19 protein-coding genes are annotated in these 25975 nt (G+C 50.0%); 1 reads left to right on the forward strand and 18 read right to left on the reverse strand.

Features of this window, described 5'->3' with window-relative positions; translation table 11 throughout:
- Window positions 1–62: 62 nt before the first annotated feature.
- The 3 genes from kdpA to ytxJ form a co-directional block, all read right to left on the reverse strand.
- Window positions 63–1742 carry a potassium-transporting ATPase subunit KdpA gene (gene kdpA / locus AAIH57_RS26495; RefSeq protein WP_430023592.1) on the reverse strand — a complete coding sequence of 560 codons (1680 nt, stop codon included), beginning with the start codon at window positions 1740–1742 and terminating at the stop codon, window positions 63–65.
- 35 nt (window positions 1743–1777) lie between these two features.
- Window positions 1778–1861, reverse strand: a complete 84-nt coding sequence (locus AAIH57_RS26500; protein WP_175397151.1) for a potassium-transporting ATPase subunit F — start codon at window positions 1859–1861, stop codon at window positions 1778–1780.
- Between the two features lie 284 nt (window positions 1862–2145).
- Window positions 2146–2685: a bacillithiol system redox-active protein YtxJ gene (gene ytxJ / locus AAIH57_RS26505; protein ID WP_430023594.1), complete on the reverse strand. Its 540-nt coding sequence runs from the start codon at window positions 2683–2685 to the stop codon at window positions 2146–2148.
- A 185-nt stretch (window positions 2686–2870) separates the two neighbouring features.
- Here ytxJ and AAIH57_RS26510 point away from each other — a divergent pair, with 185 nt between their 5' ends.
- Window positions 2871–3725 (forward strand): hypothetical protein, encoded by an 855-nt coding sequence (locus AAIH57_RS26510; RefSeq protein ID WP_175397111.1) that lies wholly within the window; start codon window positions 2871–2873, stop codon window positions 3723–3725.
- 83 nt (window positions 3726–3808) lie between these two features.
- Here AAIH57_RS26510 and AAIH57_RS26515 read toward each other — a convergent pair whose 3' ends face one another.
- The 15 genes from AAIH57_RS26515 to AAIH57_RS26585 all read right to left on the reverse strand — a co-directional run bounded on the left by AAIH57_RS26515 (window position 3809) and on the right by AAIH57_RS26585 (window position 25973).
- Window positions 3809–4237, reverse strand: a complete 429-nt coding sequence (locus tag AAIH57_RS26515) for a VOC family protein (RefSeq protein WP_430023596.1) — start codon at window positions 4235–4237, stop codon at window positions 3809–3811.
- 224 nt (window positions 4238–4461) lie between these two features.
- Window positions 4462–4698: a DNA-binding protein gene (locus AAIH57_RS26520; RefSeq protein WP_175397113.1), complete on the reverse strand. Its 237-nt coding sequence runs from the start codon at window positions 4696–4698 to the stop codon at window positions 4462–4464.
- A gap of 224 nt (window positions 4699–4922) precedes the next feature.
- Window positions 4923–5795 carry a sugar phosphate isomerase/epimerase family protein gene (locus tag AAIH57_RS26525; protein WP_430023597.1) on the reverse strand — a complete coding sequence of 291 codons (873 nt, stop codon included), beginning with the start codon at window positions 5793–5795 and terminating at the stop codon, window positions 4923–4925.
- 12 nt (window positions 5796–5807) lie between these two features.
- Window positions 5808–6683 (reverse strand): sugar phosphate isomerase/epimerase family protein, encoded by an 876-nt coding sequence (locus AAIH57_RS26530; protein ID WP_175397115.1) that lies wholly within the window; start codon window positions 6681–6683, stop codon window positions 5808–5810.
- Between the two features lie 201 nt (window positions 6684–6884).
- The gene (locus AAIH57_RS26535; RefSeq protein WP_430023599.1) at window positions 6885–9983 is read right to left on the reverse strand and encodes an alpha-mannosidase; all 3099 of its coding nucleotides are present in this window, start codon (window positions 9981–9983) and stop codon (window positions 6885–6887) included.
- Complete coding sequence (locus tag AAIH57_RS26540; protein ID WP_430023601.1) at window positions 9980–12292, reverse strand: glycoside hydrolase family 3 N-terminal domain-containing protein; 2313 nt, start codon at window positions 12290–12292, stop codon at window positions 9980–9982. The genes AAIH57_RS26535 and AAIH57_RS26540 overlap by 4 nt, the downstream gene beginning before the upstream one ends.
- A gap of 48 nt (window positions 12293–12340) precedes the next feature.
- Window positions 12341–14554, reverse strand: coding sequence for a helix-turn-helix domain-containing protein (locus tag AAIH57_RS26545; protein ID WP_430023602.1), 2214 nt, complete (start codon window positions 14552–14554; stop codon window positions 12341–12343).
- 178 nt (window positions 14555–14732) lie between these two features.
- On the reverse strand, window positions 14733–16370 hold the full coding sequence (locus tag AAIH57_RS26550) for an ABC transporter substrate-binding protein (RefSeq protein ID WP_430023604.1): 1638 nt from the start codon (window positions 16368–16370) through the stop codon (window positions 14733–14735).
- Between the two features lie 132 nt (window positions 16371–16502).
- Window positions 16503–17411, reverse strand: coding sequence for a carbohydrate ABC transporter permease (locus tag AAIH57_RS26555; protein ID WP_153976530.1), 909 nt, complete (start codon window positions 17409–17411; stop codon window positions 16503–16505).
- 15 nt (window positions 17412–17426) lie between these two features.
- Entirely contained in the window at window positions 17427–18404 is a 978-nt protein-coding gene (locus AAIH57_RS26560) for an ABC transporter permease (protein WP_175397120.1), read from the reverse strand.
- Window positions 18405–18718: 314 nt separating this feature from the next.
- A complete protein-coding gene (locus AAIH57_RS26565) occupies window positions 18719–20131 on the reverse strand; it encodes an alpha-L-fucosidase (RefSeq protein ID WP_430023607.1) in 1413 nt (470 codons plus the stop codon).
- A 378-nt stretch (window positions 20132–20509) separates the two neighbouring features.
- The gene (locus AAIH57_RS26570) at window positions 20510–21568 is read right to left on the reverse strand and encodes a Gfo/Idh/MocA family protein (RefSeq protein ID WP_430023609.1); all 1059 of its coding nucleotides are present in this window, start codon (window positions 21566–21568) and stop codon (window positions 20510–20512) included.
- A 214-nt stretch (window positions 21569–21782) separates the two neighbouring features.
- Entirely contained in the window at window positions 21783–22649 is an 867-nt protein-coding gene (locus AAIH57_RS26575; RefSeq protein ID WP_430023611.1) for a sugar phosphate isomerase/epimerase family protein, read from the reverse strand.
- A gap of 104 nt (window positions 22650–22753) precedes the next feature.
- Window positions 22754–24511, reverse strand: coding sequence for a glycoside hydrolase family 35 protein (locus AAIH57_RS26580; RefSeq protein ID WP_430023613.1), 1758 nt, complete (start codon window positions 24509–24511; stop codon window positions 22754–22756).
- Window positions 24492–25973 (reverse strand): alpha-L-fucosidase, encoded by a 1482-nt coding sequence (locus tag AAIH57_RS26585; RefSeq protein ID WP_430023615.1) that lies wholly within the window; start codon window positions 25971–25973, stop codon window positions 24492–24494. The genes AAIH57_RS26580 and AAIH57_RS26585 overlap by 20 nt, the downstream gene beginning before the upstream one ends.
- Between the last annotated feature and the right edge of the window lie 2 nt (window positions 25974–25975).

Raw genomic sequence — 25975 nt, forward strand, 5'->3', positions numbered from 1 at the left:
TCGTGCACCTCCATGCTTGACGTCCTTCCTATACTCTCCGTAACCTCTCCATACGCCGTCCATTACCGGATCATCGCCAAATGTTCAGCGATCGGTCCAAGCGCCAGTGATGGAAAAAAGGTAAGCGCTCCGACTACAACAATCATCATCACCAGTATTCCGGCAAAAAGGGGTGTGTGCGTCCGAAGTGTACCCGTTGTTACAGGAACTATTCGTTTGGTCGCCAGTGAGCCTGCAATCGCGAGCATGGCAATCATGGAAATGTACCTTCCCAGGAGCATCACCACACCAATGGCGATATTGTAAAAGTCCGTATTGGCATTCAGTCCGGCAAAGGCCGACCCGTTATTGGCAGCCCCCGATGCAAAAGCATAGAGCACCTCGGTCAGGCCATGCATGCCTGAATTCGAGATCGAGGCTGCAGCTTCCGGTCGTATGAGCGCCAGCGCAGTGGGGGCCAAAATAATCAGGGGATGAATCAGCAGCGCAATCGATGCAAGCTTCACTTCCTTCCCCTCAATTTTTTTGCCCAAAAACTCAGGTGTCCGTCCGACCATCAGTCCAGAAATAAACACAGCCAGAATGACGTAGAGCAATCCGTTGAGCAAACCTACCCCTTTGCCGCCAAAGACGTTGTTGAGCATCATTTCAGCCAGTGCCACCATTCCGCCGAGCGGAGTGAGCGACTCATGCATATTGTTGACCGATCCCGTTGTCGCAGCTGTGGTCACTGCCGTGAATAACGCCGATTCGGATATCCCGAACCTGACCTCTTTTCCCTCCATGTTGCCTTGAACACCGACAGCATCCAGTGCGGGCACCCCGCGATATTCCGAAACAAATACGGTTGTAAGCATCACCAGAAACAGAAAGCTCATCGCCGCAAAAAGCGCCCAGCCCTGCTTCCGGTTGTTCACCATCAGTCCGAAGGCATACACCAGCGCAGTCGGCAGCAGCATCATGCAGACAATGTGAACCAAATTCGCCAGCGCGGTTGGATTTTCAAATGGATGAGCCGCATTGGTTCCGAACCAGCCGCCGCCGTTCGTTCCGATGTGTTTGATCGACTCCAGCGAAGCAACAAGTCCACGGGTGATTGTCTGCTCTGCACCTTCCAGCGTAGTTGCATTCACTGCCCCTGCCAGGGTCTGCGGTACACCCTGAAAGACCAGAAATAACGCCACAATGAAGCTTAGCGGCAAAAAGATTCTCGTTATCGACCGTACCAGATCGACATAAAAGTTTCCCAGTTCATCTCTACGACCTATCAATCCGCGTATGAACGCAATAGCCACTGCAAATCCCGTTGCAGCCGATGTAAACATCGGGAACGTCACAGCCAGCATCTGTGACAGATACGAGAGGGCACTCTCGCCCGTATACGACTGCCAGTTGGTGTTGGTCATGAAGGATACAGCCGTGTTAAACGCCTGCGCCGCAGGCATGTTGCTGATGCCATCCGGGTTGAGCGGCAAAAATTGCTGCAGCCGCAGCACCAGAAACATTAAAATCAGCATCACGAAGTTGGATATGAGCACGGCCGACAGGTACTTTTTCCAGCCCATCGACTCATTCTCCCGTACCCCCATCAATCGATACAGCACTCGCTCAGGTCCGCCAAAAATCCGGTCTAATCCGGTTCGCTGACCGCCGAATACGTTCACCAGATAACTCCCCACCGGTTTTACCAGCAGTATAATAATCAGCAGTGTGACTGCCACTTGTAATAAACCGCTACCCATATCCATAGTTCCTCCCTAATCACGATCCGAATGAATCAGAATTTCTCCGGTTTCACCAGCACGTAGCCCAGATAGATCACGAGTGCCAGCACAATCACTCCAATGACGGTCACATGCATCTTCCCCTCTCCGGCCCCAGGCCCTAGGCTCTCTCACAGAATTTAACGAAACCCCAGAACACCACGAACAGCAGCACAACCAATCCGATCATCGCAGCATCGTTCACCGTTACCATTCCTCCCTCTCTCTACCGTTCTCCCAACCTGCTACGTGTAAAATCTTATACCGGAACGCTGTAAAAAGGGGGTAAAGAAATCCCTGCCAGGGTGTAAAAAAAGCGTAAAAATAGACCCGCTCCTTCGCCATGGGCTGAAGAAAACGGGTCTATCGGGTGGTATGATCTTTAACCAAAGGGATTCTGCGTCCATTGCAGCAATCTCTTTTTCGTGATTTTGCCATGAGATGTATGTTTCATCACCTGCCCCTGGTCCAGAAGCAATACCTGCGGTGATTCGTGGTGAACCTCTGTCTCCTCCGCAATACGGCGAGAAAGCGGACGATTTTCAATGACTTTGACAATATGATAGTCCATCTGCTGTTTGGGGTCTGACGCATTCGAGCCCACAAACGCCATAAACTCTCTGTATGCCCTTGCACTGATTGGGCAAGTCGTGCTGTGCTTCAGGATTAGCACCGGATGATCTTCCGAACGTTGAAGCGCCTCTTCCCAGTCGTCTGGTTTGCGGAGTTCGCTGACATGTTCGCTTAGCAGATCTTCCATACCAGCATTTGTCCGTTTGCTAACCACCGAACCGATCACAACTCCGAGAGCCACGCCAAAAGCAATGCCAAGTGCAATCTGATTCGTAGCCGTACCAATGCTGACCCCAAGCGCAACGCCCACTCCAAGCCAAAGGGCCTGGTGATTCACTTTTTTCTCCATTCAGATCATCCTTTCTGGACAGAAGGCTGCGCCGCGACTCCCACCCGTTATCTTTAACAAATTATATCACAGGCGCCCGCGAGGGCGCTTTTATAATATGCATCCTCGGGTATATATTTGTGATACACTGATTGTAATTTGGAAACGATGAATGGAGAACCGATTGGAAAGGCGGAAATTTCGATATGACATACGCTTTTATGATTGAACCGCAGCATTACACCCCCTTCGAGAACGATGAAGAGCTCATTGAAAAATGCCAGGAGTGGGGCCTGCTTTCAGGAAAAGCAACCAAGCTCAAAACCTTCTACTATAAAGGAAACGGACTCAACGTACCCTGCACCATCATTGGCTTTGTCGATCACATGGCAGCAGTCATTCAACTGGATAATGAACAGAAACACTGCATTCACCCCTCTTATCTGAAAGAGATGCAGGCATCAAGCTATAACATAAGATCCGTGACGGGAGCAGGAGCTGAGAAGGGAAATGAACCTTCTGCCGCATCCAAAACAGAAGTGACGCCTCGCCCTGAAGCTGTTTCGGTCGCAGATCCAGTGTCTGAATCAAACGATATTCCATCCGATCTGAATGACATGGATATTGATGAAGAAGGAAGCCATACCGGCCTGAAGGGAGATCCGGATGGGCTGGTGGAAGAATATGTAGGACCTCAAGGCGGGACAAGCAGTGAAGCCAAACCGAAAGCGAAGACGGCCAGCAAAGCCAAATCCGTCAAGATTGACCTTCCTGAAGGTAAAGTAAAAATGACTGCGGTCGTGAAGGAATTTACAACGGTTCCCAACCACTTCTCTGATAATGACGATGAAGTTATCATCTATGAAGAAGTAGCGATTACCGAGCCTGAGCGCGTTGAGATTGGCGAAGCCTGGTCCAGTCACAGTGCCACGATGAAAAAGCAGGAACTTGAAGTTGGCGATGTACTTACGTTTGAAGCAAAAATGATTAAAAAGAAACTGACTCGAAATCCTGTTCCCTATAAAATTAACAACCCGTCCAAGATTCAGAAACAAGTCTAACCCAAAAAAGACCTCCAGCTTGCGTGATGAAATCAGGCACTGAAGGTCTTTTGCTTTTTCAAGGGTAAATCGAAGGCGAATGGCTACGCTTGGCTGGGAGTACAGCTAATTTGAAACTGAACACCGTACTTGTCCGTAACCATGCCGTAGGCTGGGCTCCAGAACGTCTCTTGGATCGGCATTTTCACCTCTCCGCCTTCTTGCAGTCTATTGAAGATTTGTTTGGCTTCATCTGCAGTATCCGTATTCACGGTAACACTAATGTTGTTACCAATGACATGGGGCATGCCCGGGAACGTATCCGACAGCATGAGCACAGATCCTCCAATTTGCAGGGAAGCATGCATGATGCGATCTTTGGCTTCTGGCGGAATCGGATGGTCCGGATTGGATGGACCTTCACCAAACGTCTGAACTGCCAACACTTCTGCGTTAAATACCTCTTTATAGAACGCTACTGCTTCTTGTCCATTTCCATCCGTTACAAGATACACATTCAAACTAATCGCCATGCGTTTTTCATCTCCCTATGCTCATGTTTTTAAACCATTCATGCCGCTTGCGACATGAGTATATATGACAGGTTGTCCTTTGACAAGCAGGTATTTCCTTTTTTAAGCAATACCCATTCCTCCCACATCTTATCCCCTGTTCTAGACCAGGCTGCCTGCATCAAATTACAAAAAAAACAACCACTCTCCCGATACACATGTCGGTAAAATGGCTGATATCAGGATCATATGGATTTATTCGTTTTGACGATATCGTCAACCTCGCTTTTCAGCAACAGATACCTGTGTACGCTTCGCATAATGGGCACCTTGGTTAACTTGTTCTTATCCACGTACAGTTTCATTTGATCCTTGGATAAACCGAGCAAACTGCCTGCCTCCGAAACCGTCAGTACAACCGCCGGGTTTGTCGCATTAAATGTTTTCTTCACCTTCTGATTCCAGTCCTCGAATACCTGCATAGATCAGCGATCTCTCCCATCCATAGCCAGTACTTTCCCAGGCTGAATAGATTAAGTATACCATACTTGTGATGATCGTAACTTCATCCTTACATAGAACCAATTTATGTTAGCTTTGCGAGAGTATGCCCGGCAATGAGGACTGCATCAATATTGCCAAAAAAAACGCGCCAAAAGAGCCACTTCCATATAAAGTGGCCCTGATACTGAAATAGAATAATTGCTTATGCTTCTTCCCAAAACCGGCGCAGGTTGTCCATGGCGATTTTGGATGCGGATTTGCATTCTTCCATGCCTTCAAATTCCACCGTGATGTTTCCGTCATAACCGGAATCCTTAATCAGTTTTACAATTTTGCGAATCGGAATATCCCCATGTCCAACAATGGCTCCACGCAGGAAATTACCATTGGACGTGGTAAACCACTCTCCTGCCCCCGGATGTTCGTCATACGGGCGGAAGTAGAAGTCCTTAAAATGCACCAGAGAGGCATAAGGCAGGTTCTTCATGACTCCAATTATCGGATTCTCATCCACACACATGAAGTTGCCGATATCCAGTGTGGTTTTGAAATTGGGCCGGTCCACGGCCTGCAGCACCCGCTGCACACGATCGCTCGCCTGAACACTGAAGCCGTGATTCTCAATCGTCGTTGTGATGCCAAACTGCGCGGCATAATCGGCAATAATCTGGCTTCCTCGAACCATGAGCGGCAGATGCTGCTCAAACCAGGCAATGGTCATGTTTTCCTTCGGCAAAGTAAATGCCGTGACGTCATGACGCATATGTTTGACACCCATTCGGTGTACCACATCGACATGCCTTTTGACCCGAGCCATCTCTTCTTCAAACGCCTCCTCGGTCTCCTGTACAAAGTTGGCTGGCATCGAGTAGTTGGACAGCTCAATGCCTGCGGAAGCCGCTCGCTCCCGGATCGCATCGGCAAGCTCATGGTTATCCTCCACCGTGTAGCCGTATGGGACCATTTCCATATGCTCGCCACCATTTGCCGCAATCCAGTCGATCACATCCAGAACCGTCATTTCTCCCGACTTCAAATCGTTCAACAAGCTATACGTACTCAGGCCCACTTTCATCTTCTCAGCTCCCTAGCGGTATTGTTTGATGAATTCAACTGCCTTGCGGATGTCCTGTTCAGGCTGGTCGCCCACTTCGCGTTCAATCGTCAGGTACCCTGTGTAACCAATCTCCTGAAGGGCAGCAAAGTAACGGTCAAAATCCACACTGCCCTCTCCAAGCGGCACCTCGCGGAAAAATGTCCCCGACGATACCATGTCGGCAATCTTCTCATGGTCCATAGGCGCGTAGCCCACCGCACCGTATACATCCCTTGGATCCACTTCCCTCAGGCGCACGCCATCCTTCACATGGGTATGCACGATGTAGTCCTTCAGCAAACGAGCCCCTTGGACCGGATCATCGCCGGTCACCATCACCATGTTCGCCGGGTCAAAATTGACCGAAACCCCATTCGTCGAGAGGGTATCCAGAAATCTCTTCAAGTCGGCTGCCGTCTCCGGTCCTGTCTCAATCGCAAAGTATGCACCAGCACTTTTGGCATACTGGCCCAGCTCTTCACAAGCCGCATGCAGTGTTGCATACACTTCTGATGCAGGATCATGTGGAACAATTCCAATGTGGGTCGTAACGATATTGGTGCCAAGATCAAGAGCCAGATCAACGATTCGTTTGGACTTCTCCACTTTCCACAGATTATCTTCCTTCACCTGAAATCCATGGCCACCCAGATCGCCAACCAATGCTGAAATTTCCAGACCCAGAGAATCAATATAACTTCTTAGCTCCTTGCGTGCCGCAGGCGACAAGTTTTCAGGATCCATCTCTCCCTTGACGGCGTAGATCTGCACCCCTTCTGCACCCACATCCTTGGCTTTATTCAGCCCTTCACGTACCCCTACTCCGAAGCTGTCCACGATTACACCGATCTTGTTCGTTAATGTCATGTCATGCCCTCCCGCTGAACTCGAATTTTTCAAAACAGGATACTGCAAGCCCTTCTTCAAGACATGCTCGCAAATGGTAGAGAAGCGACTCTACCTCATCATAACTAAAGTACGAATCGCCGTCACATCGAAAGGCAATTTTGTTACAGTACTCTACTTACGTGTATGTCCGACGTTGTCATCGCTATACCCGTCTAATCCTCAATTTACCGATACAAGCTTCACCGATTTAATCTCATATGGTTTAAACGTCAGTTCGAATGCTCCATCCTGAGAGGCCAGTTGTTCGATTTCGTCCTCCAGCAGATTGATCATGGATGCCTTCACATGCTGATCTCTCCACTGAACCCGAACCGTCTCCCGACCTCCTGACGATTCATAGAAACGAAGTACCGTTCCCGAACCATCTTCTGAAGCCTTAACCGTATCCAAAATGACATGCTCGCTCTGGTAATCAATCCAGGCATGTTCAGCAGGTAATACGCCCGCATGTCTTCCTGCTGCAACAGTCTGTACCGGATGATTCAGCTCCATCGCCCGACGAACGACCCCGGCGGTCCGCCAATCTCCCTCATGTGGCAATAATGAATATGTAAATTCATGCTCACCCTGATCAGCATGTTCGTCCGGCCACCTCGGAGCACGCAGCAAGGACAGCCGGATCGTCTGACCCTTGATGTCGTATCCATACTTGCAATCATTCAGCAGGCTTACGCCGCTATTCCCTTCGGAGACATCTGCCCATCGATGCCCACAGACCTCAAACTGTGCCTGTTCCCAGCTGGTGTTGTTATGTGTCGGCCGCTCCAGCGAACCAAACGGGATTTCATACGTTGCTTTGGCAGACACCAGATCCACCGGAAAGGCTACTTTCAGCAGCTTATGACTTTCCTTCCAATTGACCTTCGTCTGGAAATCGACCCGTCGCTGGTGACGGTAAAACACGATATCCTGGCTGATGTCCGAATCGTTCAGCTTCCAGTGAAACCGCAGTACATCCTTGGTCGCTCCTCGCTGTACGATCTCTCTCGAGATCAACTGCACCTTGCCTGCAAGCTGAGATTCGAACCGGGGATCAATATCCCAGGCATCCCAGTACGTTGGTTTGTCATGGAAAAATTGCAGCTCATTCGCCTTATCCCCCGGCTTCAGCCAATCCCGCTGCACCGATTTGTCATACCACCTTGTGATCTCGCCCGATTCATTGAATTCAACCCTGTAGAATTCCGTTTCCCATACGGAGGGGAAAGTCTCATCCATGAACACAGCCGGAACAGCATTCGTGTCTGAACGAAGCCATATCGTGGTGTAACCAAAAGCCGGAATGGATGGAATAACGACAGACAGAGTCAGTACATCTTCCTTTTGCACCAGATCACAATCCAGACGCTTCCCCTGCTGATCAAACGCCGCCAAACCACTTAGCTCAGCTCCACCGCTAATGGTCACCACTTCTTCGCGCTCCCAGCCCAGACTGTTGAAAAGGATATACGGCACACCGTCTGATCCTTCTGTTGCAATGCGCTCCGCAAGGTGGCCGAGCGTATTGTCCAAAGCCGATGTCCCCAGTTCAAATACCTTCGTGTACTCTTCCGTGGACGTGACATATGCTTCCGGGATGGACGTACCAGGGATAATATCATGAAACTGGTTAAGCATAATCAGCTTCCAACCCTCATCCAGGGTGCTCTTCACCCAATCTGCCTGAGCCCCGGCAAACTGCCCCCAAATCTCAGCGTCCCGATACAATACCTCTGCCTTGCGATTGCTTCGTTTATTTCGGGCATGAGTCGTATACGTTCCACGATGCAGCTCCAGATACAAGTCGCCATGCCATTTCGGCAGTGTCGGATTGTTGGTTGAAATTCCTTCGAAAAAGGCCTGCGCTGTACTGAATGTACTGATCGGCTGTCCAACCATGAACTGAGCCCGCTCCGCGAACTCGACCATCTCATGCGTAACCCCGCCCCTACCATCTCCATGTCCATAGAGCAGCATTTGCTCCGGATGAAGATCCTTCTGTTTATAGGATTGCCAGTGTTCATCCACATCCTTGGGCCGCGTATGTTCATTCACCCCATGGTTGAGATACGCCAGCACCGAGGTGCCATCAATGCCTACCCAGTCGAACAGGTCGTACGGAAACGCGTTCGTGTCGTTCCAATTGAGCTTGGTGGTCATGAAATACGGAATATTGGCGAGCTGCAGCATCTGTGGCAGGGAAGCACAGTAGCCGAACGTATCCGGCAGCCACTCGATGCTTGAGCGTTTGCCAAACTCCTGCTGATAGAAATTCTGTCCATACAAAATTTGCCTCACCAGAGACTCACCACTCGGAATGTTCAGATCAGGCTCTACCCACATGCCACCGACGAGCTCCCATCGACCTTCGGCAATACGAGCCTTGATCCGTTCATAGAGATCCGGATAATGCTCCTTTACGAAGGCATATAGCTGCGGCTGGCTCTGTGAATATACAAACCCCGGGTATTCGTCCATCAAGGTACACATCGTGGAGAAGGTACGGCTGGACTTGCGCACCGTTTCGCGTACAGGCCATAGCCAGGCAATATCAATATGTGACTGTCCGACCAGATGCATGAAACCATCCCGCTGTTCTTCCGGATCCTGTTCCTGTACGGTATGTGCAAGCGACTGCTCGAAGCGCTGTACCCACGCTCCCTCAACCCAACGCTTAGGCTCGTTGTACATCTCATCCATAACCTGATGGATGGCACGAACCAGCCGATTACACTTCAAGTCTTTCTCCGGCAGTGCCTTTAGCGATTCCGCAAGCACCGTCACGCTGTACATCAGGCTTTGCAAGGGACGATTAATATGTACCAGGGCTGCACGTATCCCACGGATCGGCGGCTGAATGACTGCTTGGCGATTCAGTGGGTCATGTGGTTCCGGAATGGGGTCATACAGTTCAATCTCCAGCAGCGGTGATGCTCCAACCCGGCTCTTGGGGAGTGGCACCAGCCAATGATTGCGATCCAGTCCGTGATACGGCTTGCCGTTCACCTTTAGCAGTCCTTCACCACCAGCTTCAAAGGTCAACCCAATCGCATGATCCTCCCAATCGCTCGGGATTTGAAGAAGCTTACTCATAAAATAAGTCGTTCCGTGTGTGCTGTGAAGGGGATCTACAGATTGGGCAGAGGCTTCTTCCTGCTCCATCCGGTATTCTCCAGGCCGTATATATTTGGCCTTCTGCATCTGCCATTCTGGCAGCTCCACCTTCTCTAACCATTGCTGCTCAGCCATATCCTTTATAAAACGCCCAATGCGAATCATGCTTGCCCCACCTCACTCTGCACTTGTAAACTGCATGCACTCCATTCCCGGGAGTTGCGACCAACCATCAAACGACACTTGCCTGGCTCCACCACCCACTGATGACGGGAGTTCATGAGTTGCAAATGTTCCGAGTTCACGGGAAATGTGACGGTTTGGGTCTCTCCAGGCTCCAGGTGAATCTTGCGAAAACCCTTAAGTGATATTTCAGGTCGGGTGACTGAAGCTGCCTCGTCCGTTATATAGAATTGCACAACTTCAGCTCCGGCGACCGTTCCGGCATTCGTGACCTCCACCTGGACTACAGCCTCTCCCTCCGGCTGGATGACTTCTGGTACAACCCTTACATGATCATATTCGAATTCGGTATAGCTGAGCCCAAAGCCAAACGGATACTGCGGCTCCAGATCCGTCTCCAGATATCTCTTGCCTCGGGTACGTCTGGCATTGTAAACCACAGGGAGCTGGCCCACATGCTTGGGAATGGAGATCGTCAGACGTCCGGATGGATTTACATCCCCAAACAAAATATCTGCGACCGCATTGCCGCCTTCTTGTCCCGGGTACCAAGCCTCCAAAATGGCATGGACATGCTCATCGATCCATGGCTCTGCAATCGGCCGTCCGTTAATGTACACGACAACCACGGGTTTGCCCAGCTTATGTATCTCCTGGACCAGTTCCAGCTGAACACCCATGAGATCTAGCGATGAACGATCGATGCCCTCTCCGCATTCCATGTCATTCCATGGATCATCCGTAACAACCGATGCACCTGTCCGCAGGTCAATCGTGCCTTCTCCAAAGTCGCGTGCGCTCGATCCGCCCATGACCATGACAATCACGTCGGCCTGTTCAGCACAAGCGAGGGCTTGGGCAAAGCCCTCCCTGGAATCGCCTTTGATCCGGCAACCAGGCGCATATAATACGTGATCCGCATCTGCACCAAACTTTCGGCGTATGCCGTCAAGCACCGTAACGATCTGTCCACTCGGCTGTGGAGAGGTGTAGTCTCCCAGCTGGTTATACGTATGATTGGCATTCGGGCCAAGTACAGCGATCTTCATATTCGTCTTGCTTAGCGGAAGGATGTCCTTCTCATTTTTGAGCAAAACAATCCCTTCCTGGGCCGCCTTTCTGGCCAGCTCCACATGCTCTTTACAACCAATCACCCGCTCTGCGAAGTCCGGATCAACAAAGGGCTGCTCGAACAGGCCCAATCTAAACTTCATCTCCAGAATCCGCCATACCGCCGTGTCCAGGTCCTGATTACGAATCAATCCTTGCTCCAGTGCCTGCGCCAGATGTTTACGGTACATGAATCCGGACATCTCCATGTCCACACCTGCCTGAAGGGATTGAGCTACAGCCTGCTCCCCGTTCTCGGCTGTGTTGTGTCCGCTGACCAGCATCTGAATGGCACCAAAGTCGGTAATAACAAAACCTTCGAAGCCCCATTGTTCTCGCAAGAGATCATTCAACAGATACGTACTGGACGTGCAGGGCACGCCATCAATTTCGTTGTACGCCGTCATGACAGAGCAGGCCCCAGCTTCCACCGCTTTTTTGAAAGGTAGCAGATCCACTTCATGCAGCTCCCGCAGGCCCATGTGTACCGGAGCCGCATTGCGTCCACCTTCGGAACTTCCATAAGCCGCAAAGTGCTTCAACGTTGCGATAATTGTCCGGTCAGAATCAAGCCGCTCTCCCTGTAATCCCCTGATTGCTTCCACGGCCAGTTCGCCAATCAGATATGGATCTTCCGCAAAACATTCTTCGGTCCGTCCCCATCTCGGGTCACGCACTACATCCAGCACGGGTGAATAGGTTGCTGCCCCGCCCTGGCTGCGGGTCTCCACAGCAATTGCTTCACACATCTTGCGGTACAATTCCGTGTTCCATGTGCTCCCTACGGTCAGCGGAACCGGAAATACCGTTGCCCCGATCGCCATATGGCCATGCGAGCACTCCTCCCCAAACAAAATCGGGATGCCGAGACGCGAATTTTCAATCGCATAGCGCTGAATTTCATTGGTGGCAGCGGCCCCTTGTCTCGGGGTTAACCCCGTCTCCAGCGTAACTTCGGTCCACGGATCAGCACGAAGGACACCGTAGAGAGAACCAACACCACCCTGCGCGATATTTTCTTTGAATTCCTCCGTAACCTGTACGGTGCCATCTGACTCTTTCCGGTACGTTTTCCAGCCCATCGGCTGGATCAGTTGACCGATTTTCTCCTCGGTAGTCATCTGCTCAAGTAAATTCTGTACCCGTTCGGGGACAGGTAACGAAGCATCTCTATAATCCATGTGCACATTCTCCTTATGCATTTGGCTTGGTTTGCAGTTACATTGAAATCAAATGGCTTTTCGGTAATCACTCGGCGCTACACCCACCACGTTCTTGAAGGCTCGGTTGAATGAATTGTAATTCGTGTATCCCACTTCTTCACTTATCTCCTGAATGGCCTTGTCCGTCTCCTGCATCAATTGCTTAGCCTTCTCAATTCGCTGGCTAATCAGCAGGTCCACAAACTTCTCACCAATCTCATCCTTGAAAAGCTTGCTTAAATATTTCGGGTTAATATCGAACAGATCACTTAGATAATTCAGCGACAGATCGGGATTATTATAATTCTCCTCGATATACTTGCGAATCTCCAGAATATGTGTCCGGTGTTTCTTGGTACAACGCAGCGTCTGCAGCTGCTCGGCAAGTTTTCGGAACCCATCTCGGCACAATTCCCGCAGATCTTCAGCTGTCTCCCAATCTTCAAGATTGCGAAGCAGATGACCCATGACCTCGGCCCACAGCTCGTGGTACTCACGCGGCAGCTCTGCAAATTCACGGTTCACATGTTGGAACAGCAGCTGGATCGTGTTCAAGATTTCCTGACGGGATAACACCGAAGCATGGATCTGTTCAAACAGCTTGTCAAAATGCTTTTCCCAATCGTCATCAGACAGCCGCATCGCCTGCACTAACAGGGATATCGTCCTCAGGAACTCATACACGTCATTGGTTGAACTTGGTACATCCCCACACGGAATGATTCGGTTCAAACCCAATACCGCTTTGTAATCCAGCGCACGGATTGCTTCCTTGAAGGAAGCCCTGAGGCCGCGCAGATCGACGGCTACCCGCCCAATTCCAATGGTCACCGTGAAGTTCAGATACTGCTCAACCTGCTCCAGGTAACCGGACAACAGTCTGCGCTCGCTCTCCTCCGGCTGCGGCGTCTCCGGCAACCATAGGATGGCATACAGGCGATGGTCCGAGATCCACTCGGCCCAGACCTCGGTATCCTCCTTGCGGGCGCTCTCCTGCAGGATGCTGGATAATACAAATTTCAGAAGAGACTGGTCCTGCACATGGTATTCTTCGATAAAGCGGGAATAGCGATCAATCTCCACGACCATTACAGTCCATCTGTCATCCAAAGGCGGGAGGTTAAACTTGATCATCTCGGCTGCGAGCTCATCACCAGTGAATTCCTTCGTCCCTTCCAGCAGCTCCTGAAAGAAGTATTTTTTCTTCAGAATCAGATTCTCTTCGTACTCCTCCTGATACTGCTTCGTCTGGTCAATCATCTGTTCCAGCGTCGTCTGAATAAAACGGAACTCGTTCTCCTTGGCATAAGTTATGCCTGGCTGTTTCTGTGAGGCAACGGTTTCGATTAACGTGACAATCTGCTGAATCGGCTTATAATTTCTGCGAGTTACATAGATCACCCATGCCACACCAATCAAAACAACAGCCACAGCGAATACAAACCAGATATTGTAGAACTTCAGTGCAAATTTGACGACTTTGCCGTTGTTCAGCCCCGTCTGCACCTTCCACCCGCTGTAACTGGATGTAAATTCAGAGAAGACTTCACCGGAAGAGGCTTTTGCTGCGGTCTCTTCCGCCATGCTACCGTCCCACAGATTGCCACCCGAGCGATTGAATATGTTGACGAAAGTGAATTCGGGATCATACATCTGCATGATGGACTTCTGCAGCGTTTGCAGATCAACATTCACCACGATCAGGCCTTTTCCATTGCCAACCCCGCGGATCAGTGTAATCACCTGTTTCCCTTCCTCTGTGGGAAAGGCTTTGAAGGATCTTCCCCCCACCCATTTTTGCGTCTCTGCAGCCCGGCTGTCTTCGATAAATGCTGCATCCGGGAATTCTTCAATAGGCACGGGCTTGCCGTTGCTGAACACCTTGTCATCCTTGTACCGGACCATATAAATGGAATCGATCAGCGGATATTCTATTTTCAATTCGTCAATAACCTGGATGGCCTGGATTCCGGCATATACATCATCGCTTCCGGTTACCGCGTAATAATTTTTCAGATTGGAATTGGTTAAAATCTCGCGCAGCACCTTGAAGTCAATGGAGCGCAGCGAGTTATCCAAATACTGCGTCACCTGTGAAGCCAGGAATTCATTCGCCTTTAGCGCCTCTTTGCGATTTTGTTCGTTGAAGATCTGGAAGAAGATAATGAATAAAATTGTAGTTACGATAAAAAAAACAGGCAGATACGAAAGCAGCAAACGTCTAAACCAATTGTTATTCATCCCCGAGGTCCCCCCACCACTGTTTATCAACATGCTGCAAGACGACAACCACTCGCTCTGGTCGCTATTTTTCTAAAAATAATCCGTATGATATCGGATGAAGTGGGGTTGTCAAAGGATAAGACTGTCCCGGTCACGGGTGACTTCGGGACAGTCTCGATCATACATCCATCAACTATTATTGATCCTTCTCAATTGCACGCTGGTAGATCTCAAGATAATTGCTGAGCCCCAGACCATCGAAGCCTTTGACATATGAATCCCATTCCTTATCAATGCTTTTGCTGCCGATAATGAACTGCGCCATATTGGTCTGCACATAATCCTTAATCGCGGTGGTGAGCTGTGCAGCCGATTCCGTATCCTCCGGACGGATAAATACGTTTGCCGGATACACTTCTTTTGGAGCATAAGGTTCATACACATTGGTCGCTTGAGCCAGACGAGTACCGTAACCCTCTGCCTCTAGCGGGTTCTGACCTTCTGCGAACAGATTGCGGAACGTATTGGACAAGTCATGCGCTCCGATTTGGGACCAGCTTTCGTTAACGATAACATTCGGGTCACGCTCAGGCAGGTTGTAGTAGCTGTATTTGGCAGGCTCACCATTGATGTTTTTCTCATCTGCATCAGCCTTTTTCCACCCCTTGCCCTCTGTTGGACCGTACTCCGCGTACAGTGCACCCTCTTCACTAAACATGTAATCCACAATTTTGATGGCAGCAATCTGCTGTGCCTCTGTCGCTTTGTTGGTGATGGCAAACTCAAACTCGCCTACGCTTTGTGTAGCGCCTGTCGTCTGGACACCGTCCGGCCCTTTCAATGGAGGAACGATCTCCCAGTGCTGGTGACGGGTAATCTCTTTGTCATAAGTGTTCACAAGATAGCTGACCAGCGCCGTTGTAATGGAGCCAACCACTTCGTCGCCTTCCTTATTCCCCAGCTGTCCAATCGCCTGATCGTTCTGCGTGAAGGAAGCCGGATCAATCAGACCTTCCGCATACAGCTTGTGCATGTACTCCAGTCCTTTCTTCCACTCCTCCTTGTTCGCTGCAAAATCAACCTTGCTATCGTTCACGATCAGATATTTGTCATTGTCATTGTATATAAAGCTGTTCATCAGGTAAGCATCAATGTTGCCATTCCATACGTACTTGTTCGGTGCACCCGTGAGTGGAATCTCATCGGCTTTGCCGTTGCCGTTGGGGTCCTGCTCTTTGAACGCCTTCAGAACGGTGTAGAGTTCATCCGTCGTCGTTGGCATTTTCAGCCCCAGATTATCGAGCCATTCCGTGTTGATCCAGTATTTCTGTGCATACGTACAGTGGTAACATTCATTGAAGATCGGCAGGGCATAGATGTTGCCGTCCGGAGCTGTAATGGCTTCTTTGAAGTATGGCTTCTCTTCCATGACCTTGGTCAGATTCGGGCCATATTCCTTAATCAGATCCTGCAGCGGAAGGAACACGCCTTGTTTTCCATAATTCTGAAGATCTGAGGTGGTGAACTTGCCGTGAAGGAACACTTCGGGATAATCACCACTGGCCAGCAGCAATTGTCTGCGGTCCTGTAATGCGTCCGTTGGGGCCAGATCCCATTTTAGGGTAACATCGAACTTGTCCTCGATAAATTTGGTGAACTCATTTTCTTCCATGGGCGCTTTGCCTTGCGGGGCAAAGAAGGTCATCGTTACAGGGCCACCGCTCTCGCCGCTACCATCGCTACCTGCGCCCGATTCTTCGGATGAACCGCATGCGGACAACAAAGCCATCGAAGCAAAGACCAGAAACAACATCGAAATCCAAGATTTTCTCAATCTGACTCCTCCTTTTTGTTCAAAACGGCTGGCATACAACTCATTTACTGCACTTGTTTAAAATCGATCCCGGAAGCCGGCGTGTTCCTTCCACCTCCTTTCAAGAGGCTAGCCGGGCATCATTCCTATGGATTATCCTTTGAGGGAACCAACCATGACCCCTTTGACAAAATGCTTCTGTACAAACGGGTACATGATCAGAATCGGAATACTTGCGACAACGATCAATGCATATTTCAGTACCTGCTCAAACCCTTGATCCCGCATTTGTTGGCTCGTATTGGCAAGCATCGCCGGGTCAGCCGCGTTCAAGATGAGCAGATTGCGAAGTACATATTGCAGGGGGAACAACTTCTCGGAACGCAGATAGATCAGTGCGTCAAAGTATGCATTCCAGTGCCCTACGGCATACATAAGCGTCATGACCGCCAAAATGGGCTTCGATAACGGAAGAACCACGCTGATCAGATACCGGATATCCCGGCATCCATCCATTTCTGCAGCCTCTCCGAGCTCTTCCGGGATGGAAGACTGGAAGAAGGTTCTCGCTACGATGACCTGGAACACCGCGAGCGCTCCTGGCAGCCACATGGCCCAGCGTGTATCCAGCAGGTGGAGGTCCTTCATCAAGAGGTAAGTTGGTATTAGTCCGCCATCAAAGAACATCGTAATCATCATGAAAATGATAATGGCTCCTCTTCCGTAGAACGACTTGCGTGACAGCGGGTAGGCGAGCATGACGGTAAGCGCCACATTGATGAATGTCCCTACAACGGTATAGATGATTGTGTTATAAAAACCGAGCATGAGCTGCTGGCTTTTGAAAATGGAGATGTACGCCTTGATATTAAAATCTACCGGAAACAGCCACACCTGACCGGATGTAACGGCTCGTGAAGAGCTGAACGACGAACTGATGATATACAAGAGGGGGTAAAACACCGTTAGCAGTATGGCGAACAGAAAGATATAGTTGAATGTCATGAAGATGCGGTCACCGAGCGGATCCTTGATCCGGTTACGATTAAACAGATTGAACATGGATGAGCTCCTCCTTTACCACAAGCTGTTCTGGGATACTTTGCGGGAAATGCCGTTGACGATGACCAGCAGAATCAGGTTGATAATCGAGTTGAACAATCCGACTGCCGAGGAGAAGCTGAAATTCGCTCCGATCAGACCCACCTTGTACACATACGTGGAGATCACCTCCGAAGCGCTTGTGTTAAGCGGATTCTGCATCAGGTATATCTTTTCAAAGCCGACGCCCATAATGCTGCCCAAACTCAGAATCAGCATGATGACGGTGACCGGGACGAGCGTTGGAAGGTCGATGTGCCAAATTTTCCGAAGCCTTGAAGCACCGTCCATCTTTGCCGCTTCGTACAGCGATGGATCCACGCCTGCAAGGGCCGCGATATATATGATGGATGAATACCCCATGCCCTGCCACACACCCGACCAGACATAGATCGATTTGAAGTATTCCGGAATGCCCATAAAGTTGGTCATCGGGAAGCCGAGCAGTGTAAACAGCTTGTCTACCACACCCACATGCGGGGAGAGCATCAAAATGATAATGGATACCATCACGACCGTGGAAATAAAATGCGGAGCGTAGGTGACCATCTGCACGGTCTTCTTAAAGTAACCTGTTCGGATCTCATTCAGCGCCAGCGCAAGCAGGATCGGGATAGGGAACCCGGCGATTAAGGAGTAGAAGCTGATGCCTATCGTGTTTTTGATCAGGAGCCAGAAGTTGGGGGATTCGAAGAACGCCTCAAAGTGTTTGAATCCAACCCACGGGCTTCCCCAGATTCCTTTGACCACACTGAAATCCTTGAAGGCAATCTGTACGCCAACCATCGGGATGTACTTGAAGATCAATAGATACAATACGGGGGGCAGCACAAGCAGATACAGCTCCCAATGCTTCTTGAGGCTTTTGATGAATGGATGCTGCCTTTTGGGCTCCACATGATTCCTTTGCTGGAGTTCCAGCTTGGCGGGTATGCTTTCCGTAGCTCGACTCATTTGCGTCACTCCTTCTACACCTCAAGTGTAATAATACATTACATTCACATCTCTTAAACATCCTTTTTTTCGCTATATTCTACGTTCCGGCATCACCTGTGTTAGTAATAGTGTCAGGTAACGCTTTCTTAATTTGATAGTACATTGAACCGTGTTTTTTTATCAATTCGTAATTTTCTCCCACCTCTCCATATTCTATAAACCCTTGCGGCACAAGCGTTTACGTGCCCTTATTATCAGGAATCCCACCCCCATTTGATTGAATTAAAAAATCCCGGAGGCCACTATTTCTCCCCCGGAACTCACATGACGTTCTATTTGCCTGTTACCAATCTGAACGTATGCGTGATGGGTGTTGCTCCAGAAACAGTAGACTGTGGCAGATCCACGACAAGTCCGTTTTCTGTCTGCTGATACGAAATTACGTCGTTGGTACCAACGAGTTCGACTCGCTCTACCTTTTCCAAATAGGGAATGATGATTTGTGGTTGTACTGCCTCATTCTCGTTTCTGTATAAACGGAAGGCATACACCGTGTTGATATCTTCCTTCTGCGTAAAGGCCCAATCCTTTGTAAAGTACGGTCCGCATATCCGGGTTCCATAGATCCCCTCTCCGTGGGTAGCGAGCCATTCACCGAGTGTCTTGATACCTCGAATTGCCCCTTTCGGAAGACGTCCATCGGGTTGTGGTCCTACATTCAGCGCCAAGTTACCGCCCTTGGAAACGACCTCAAGTAGAATATGTGCCAGCTGTCTTCCCGATTTATACTGATCATCGAATCCGAAAGCAAAGGAATTGCCCACTGTGATACAGCTCTCCCAAGGGATGTTCATCGGATGTTCCGGGATGGTCTGCTCAGGAGTGACGATATTCTCATATGGTCCACCTACCGTGCGATCTGCTGACAGGAGCCATGGCTGTGTGGTCTGACGCGCCCGCTCCACGACTTCTCCCAGCCGAATATCCTGGCCGTGGCGACCCTCACGCACCCAACCGGCATCCAGCCACAGACACTCGATCCGTCCGTAATTCGTCAGCAGCTCCATGATCTGTTCATGCGTGAACTCCACGAATTTCTCCCACAACCACGGGTACTTATGGGGATCATACGATGGCCCGCGCCACATATGACGTCCACGTTCCATGCCCGGGGCCCAGTAATACGGGGTATGCCAGTCCGCTTTGGAGAAGTACGCTGAGATACCGAGTCCTTTGGCCCGAAAAGCATCAAATAACGCTCGACAGATGTCCGCATACTTATGGGTATGAAAAGGCGTGTCCTTACCCGTGATCCGGTAATCCGTCGTCTTGGTGTCCCACATGCAGAAACCGTCATGGTGCTTGGTCGTGAACAGGAAATATTTGAACCCGTTGTCTGCCGCCATCTGTGCCCATTCCTCAGGCTGGAAGCGTATTGGATTGAAAGTTTTGTTCAAATCAAAATATTCTCGTTTGAAGTCTTCCATGTCATCCGTCCAGTCGATGTCATCGCGTGACCAATCGCCATCCTCATCACTTAGCGCCCAGGACTCCACGAGACCAAGCTGGGAATAAGGACCCCAGTGCATCATCAGCCCCAGCTTCTGGTCCTTGAACCACTCCAGCCGCTCTAGGAGCAGCGGATCTTCCGGCTTGACCCATTCATCCTCTTTGCTAAAATTGTGTACCCCGGCTTCGACGATCTGTTCTTCCTGTTCCAGCACCACGTCTTTGGTTTCGCTCATCCCGTTCATCTCCTTTGGATTAAATGTCATAAGCTGAATAAATAGCTGTACACTGGACCACTGCGCGGTCAGAACCACCTTCCGATCGCTGTTATCCCCGGATTTTTTTGATTCCCTTTTTTCAAAGGGAAAATCCGGGGATAAAGGCGAGCGCTTCGCTTCTCCAGATTGGTTCTGCCCTCTCCGTTATCGTGTAACGGTTTAGTTCAACTAAAAAAGACATATGAAGTCTCGTCACTTCGTTTTACAGACTGGTTCTGCACTTTCCGCTTTAGCGTGAAAGTTTAGTTTATTAAAGACTTTTTAAACTCGTCACTTCGAGTACTATGCTGTCTTCTGAACACTGTTATCTCAGATCTTCTCAGTTCCTTGGTTCGTTTACAGTGAAATTTCGCGTCCCTCGCGTGCCGACTCGTAGATGGCACAGAGCATTTTCATCACTTCGACGCCGTCCTCTACCGGGCTAAGCGTTTCCTTACGGCCCTGCGTACTGTCGATAAAATGGTTAATTTCATTGCGGAACGAACCCATGAAATCGAATGATTTGAAATCCACCTGCGGGGTCATGTTCAAAATAGTATTGAATTTCTCGCCAATGATCGAGATTTCCGGCTCCAGTTCGGCACCGCCTTTGTCACCATATAGTTTGACTGAGGTTTCATCCGCTTTGGCATGAAGCGTGAAGCTGACATCCACAAGCAGACTTGCACCATTCTCGAAACGAATCAGGGCATTTGCCATATCCTCGACGGTGTTCTGTTCAGCGTCATAGTCTGCAGCCTTGTAGAATGACAGATTCTTGATATTGGCACGATTGCCAAGGCGATTGGACACGTTAGCGGAAACGGATTTCACCTTCGGTCTGCCCATCAGATACCAACAAATATCGATGACATGTACACCAATATCGATCAGCGGGCCGCCGCCAGAACGATTGATATCCGAGAACCAGCCGCCCGGGTTACCGAGGCGACGCAGGCTGGACGCTTTGGCGTAATAGATCTCACCCAGCTCACCCGCGTCAATAAACTTCTTCAGAATCTGCGCATTGTTGCTATAGCGGCGCACAAAACCAACCTGCAGCAGCTTGCCGCTGCGATGAACGGCCTTCTCCACTTCGAGTGCATCCTCCACCGTTTGGCAAAGCGGCTTCTCACACAGCACATTTTTACCCGCATCCAGTGCGGCAATGCTAATCTCCGCATGGGAGTCATTCCATGTGCAGATGCTGACGGAATGGATCTCGGGCAGTGCGAGCAGTTCCTTGTAGTCGGTAAATACGTGAGGTGCATCATATTGCTTCGCCACTTCTGTGGCACGTGCTTCATTCAGGTCGCATATGGCGTATATTTCAACTTCAGGATTGCTGGCATAGGCTTGCAAATGGCAATCGGATATTGATCCGGCACCGATGACGGCGACTTTCAATTTGGACATTGTGCTGATCCCTCCATAAATAAATGATTATTGACACGCTACCACTACGCTGGCAGAACAACCTTCCGATCGCTGTTATCCCCGGATTCCTCAATCCACTTTCTTAAAGGTGGGAATCCTGGGATAAAGGCGAACGCTTCGCTTCTTCAGGTTTTTTCTGCCCTCTCCGTTGCTCTGTGTAATTCATACCTTCATTTAAAACAAGTACTCAGCACTATGCCTCTTCCCATAGGCGGCGGACGTTATCCATTGCAATACGCGAGGCGGTTTTGCAATTTTCCATGCCTTCAAATTCAACGGAGATATATCCGTCATACCCTGATTGTTTCAGCACACGGAACACCTCAGGCATGTCGATATCACCATGGCCCACAATCGCACCGCGCAGGTAATTGCCGTGCGAGGTTTGGAACCAGCCTTCGCCGGGATTGCGGTAGGAAGATCTCCAGTAGAAATCCTTGGCATGCACGATTGACGCGTAAGGGATGTTATTTTTCACCGCACTTACCGGATCTTCATCCACACAGAGGAAGTTCCCGACATCCAGCGTGGTTTTGAAGTTTTCCCGTGCCGTTTCATGCAGCAAACGTTGAATTCGCTCGCTGGACTGCACATAGTACCCATGGTTCTCCACACTCGTTGTGATTCCAAAGCCTGCAGCATAATCGGCAATCCGCTGACAGGCCTTCACCAGAACCGGCAGATCCGTTTCAAACTGTGCTACGGTCCCTTCTTCTGCAGGGCGGAACGCCACGTCATGACGCATCAGCTTAACTCCTAACGCAGCAGCCACATCCACATGTCGCATCACATTCTGAATCTCTTGTTCCAGCGCTTCGGCGTTTTCCTGAACAGCAAAGTTTGCGCCGATGGCGTAATTGGAAATGTCGATTCCGACTTCTTCTGCCGTATTTTTAATTTCATCAATCAACTCCGGATTGTCGACCAGACTGAATCCCATCGGTACAATCTCCACATGTTCCCCGCCCTGATCGGCAATAAATCGAATGGCATCCGGCACGGTCAGCTCTTTGCGATCCAGTGCTTGTTGCAGACTGTAGGTGCTGAGTCCAACTTTCATTTTTCCTCATCCTCTCCTGTAGTCGATGTCCATACCCAACGTATACCTTTTTCCTGCAGACACGACAATTCTCAATAATCGTTTGCTATACTATTTTCCTTTTCCTAGCCCAAATCCGGTGTATCCACAAATGTTACTGCCTGATCGGTCGTCTTATGAAGCTCGAATAAAATAATTTCATTTTCACCTTGGCGAAGGAGCGGTGCGGGTACATACAACGTTTTTTGCGGTCCTTTATCCCAGTAGCGCCCCAGATTGAACCCGTTTACATAAACAACGCCCTTGGTCCAGCTGTCCAGACGCAGAAAGGTATCCTGCGTTTCATCGACTTGAAAGCTCCCCCGATAAAAGGCTGGCCCCTGTGCTTCAGAAGTTGCGCTGCTAAATTGCAGGCCTGACAGATCCGTCAGCGGCAGACAATGAATCGTCCAATCGAACAAAAATTGAAAGCCATGCCGCACCCCCTCCGTAATCCCCTTCGGATCCCTCAGGTACGGCCCATAATTGATTCGCCCCATATTTTCCACAAGGATCATTATTTCCGCACCCTCTGCAGGCACTTCGAATGATACCGACAATGCTGTATTTCCGCGTTCCAGCACGCCCTGAAATTGCCCATCAACATACACCAGTGCACGGTCACGCACCTCCTGAACCACCAGCTCCTGTCGCTCCCTCGGGCCGGATATCCGGGTTTGATAACAAATAAAGCCATAATCCTGACCGAACTTCTCCATCGGTTCCGGATTGGTCCGTTGAACCGGAACGGATAACAGGCCCAACTGTCTCAGCAGTCCGGCCTGTTCCGTCAACTCCACTCGCCCATAGGCGATGGTGCCCTTCGGTTCAGGCAGTACAAGCTCTCCCATACTACTGTCGCTATACCGAGCAATGAGCTCACGCACGGCATGGAATTTTGCTGTCGGCTCCCCAGACTCACTGAGCAGCGAGTCGTAGTCGTAACTTGTAATCGTAGGTTCATATTGATCCTTTTGCTGACAGTTCGCCCCGTTATAAAATCCGAAGTTCGTTCCGCCATGAAACATATAAAAGTTGACCGAAGCTCCCTCTCGAAGCATCTCCTCAAACACACTAGCTGCATCTGCAGCTTCCCTGGTATGATGCGACTCTCCCCAGTGGTCGAACCAGCCGTTCCAGTATTCCATGCACATCAAAGGTTCATCTGGCTGATATTCACGCAGCTTGGCGAAGGCATCCTTTGTCCCTGATCCAAAATTGACTGTAGCCAGATGCCCCGGTACCGATCCGGCCTGCAGCATAGGATCTGTCGGTCCGTCGGAGGTGAACAGCAGCACATCCATGCCGCGTCGCACCATGCCATCACGCAAATATTTCAAATAATTAGCATCGTTTCCGAAGCTGCCGTACTCGTTTTCAATCTGCATCGCAATAATTGGCCCGCCATGGGTGCTAAGGAGCGGTTTCAATTTGGGCAAAAGCACATCATAATAACGATCCACATTCGCCAGAAACTTTTCATCATGACATCGAAGGCGAATTTCATCATCCGCGAGCAGCCAGGAAGGCAATCCTCCGAACTCCCACTCGGCACATATGTAAGGACTCGGGCGGACAATCACGTATAGACCCACATCTCCTGCAATTTGAATAAAACGTTCCAGATCGGCCATACCCTCAAAACGATACTGCCCCGGCTGTGGTTCATGGAAATTCCACGGTACATACGTTTCCACCGTATTCAAACCACAGGCTTTCAACTTCAGCAGTCGATCTTCCCAATATTCAGGGACCACCCTGAAGTAATGAATGGCTCCTGAATAAATTTGAATGGGCTCGTTATCATAAATGAATTGTGACCCTCTATACGTCAGAACCGCCATATTGCGTCCCTCCCCGCTCGCTCAGATATATGCCGAGTCCAGACAACGTAGGATACCATCGTGATTCATGAATGGTCAGCCGAATTTTTCTTGATGTGACCTTCGCAAAACAACAGATTCTCTTATATCCCACAACTGTTCCCGTGTAGACCTCATTCCAGGCGCCATCGTCGCTACAAACTTCCAATGCAAAGCGCTCAATCCGTTGGCCTGTCTGGATATGCTCCATCAGCACCACCCGGTCAAACGTCTTTTCCGCCTGTAAATCAATCTCAATCCACGCCTGTTCTGTTCCTTCATTTGGACACCAGTAGGTATCTCGTTGTTCGGTCAGGATTTCCGATACTGCATGTTGTTCGTCCATCGTCTCTGATGCTTCAGCCAACGCCTGCAACGCCAGGTTATCCTCAAATGTGGTGCGCAGGACATCTCCCAACTCCTGCAGCCGTTTCACATCCTGTTCGTGAATGAGACCACGCGTGTCTGGCGGCAGGTTGAGCAGAAAGCTGGCATTTCCCCCCACTGCGCCGTAATAGATGGTGAGCAGCTCTTCCAGCGTTTTGACTTGCTTATCTTCACTCGCATGATAGAACCATCCCGGACGGATTGATGTATTGACCTCGGCAGGATACCAGATCAACGGGTCGTCTTGGTCACGAATGACCTCTCTGCTTCCCAAATCACTGTCCTGCGTATTGATCCTTCGGGCAAATTCTACATCATCCACCTGCTGAGATTGCTCCTGGATCTTCTCATTATCCTGCATATATACCGGCACAACACTCCATTCCGAGTCTCGCGTATGCCCCGCCTCATTACCACACCAGCGGACATCGGGGCCACATACCGAAATCACAGCTTCCGGCTGAAGTTCACGAATGAGAGCATAGTAAGCTTCCCAGTCATAGACCTGCCTTTTGCCATTCGGACCTTCGCCGCATGCCCCGTCAAACCATACACAGAAGATGTCTCCATAATTTGTGAGCAGCTCTCGGAGCTGATGGAGGAAAAATTCGTTATACCTCTCCGAATCCCCATACGACACTTCATGGCGATCCCAAGGAGACAGATATATTCCGAACTTCAAGCCGCTCTCACGGCAGGCTTCGGCAACTTCTTTTACCAGATCACCTGTGCCATTTCTCCACGGGCTGGCTGCGACGGTATGCTTCGTGGCCTTGCTTGGCCATAAACAAAACCCGTCATGATGCTTGCAAGTTAAGATTAGTCCTTTCATTCCAGCGGATTTGCATGCCTGCACCCATTGCTCCGCGTTCAGCTCCGAAGGATTGAAGATGGCCGGATCTTCTTCGCCGGTCCCCCACTCACGATCCGTGAATGTATTCACCGTAAAATGAATAAATGCATAAAACTCCATCTCCTGCCACTTCAGCTGGCGCTCGGATGGCGTGACCTGCGCTGCGGACTTGATCCAATCAGCTGTTTGCAGTCCATGATTCATGG

It is taken from the genome of Paenibacillus sp. MABNR03 (assembly GCF_050455445.1).
GTDB lineage: Bacteria > Bacillota > Bacilli > Paenibacillales > Paenibacillaceae > Paenibacillus > Paenibacillus xylanilyticus.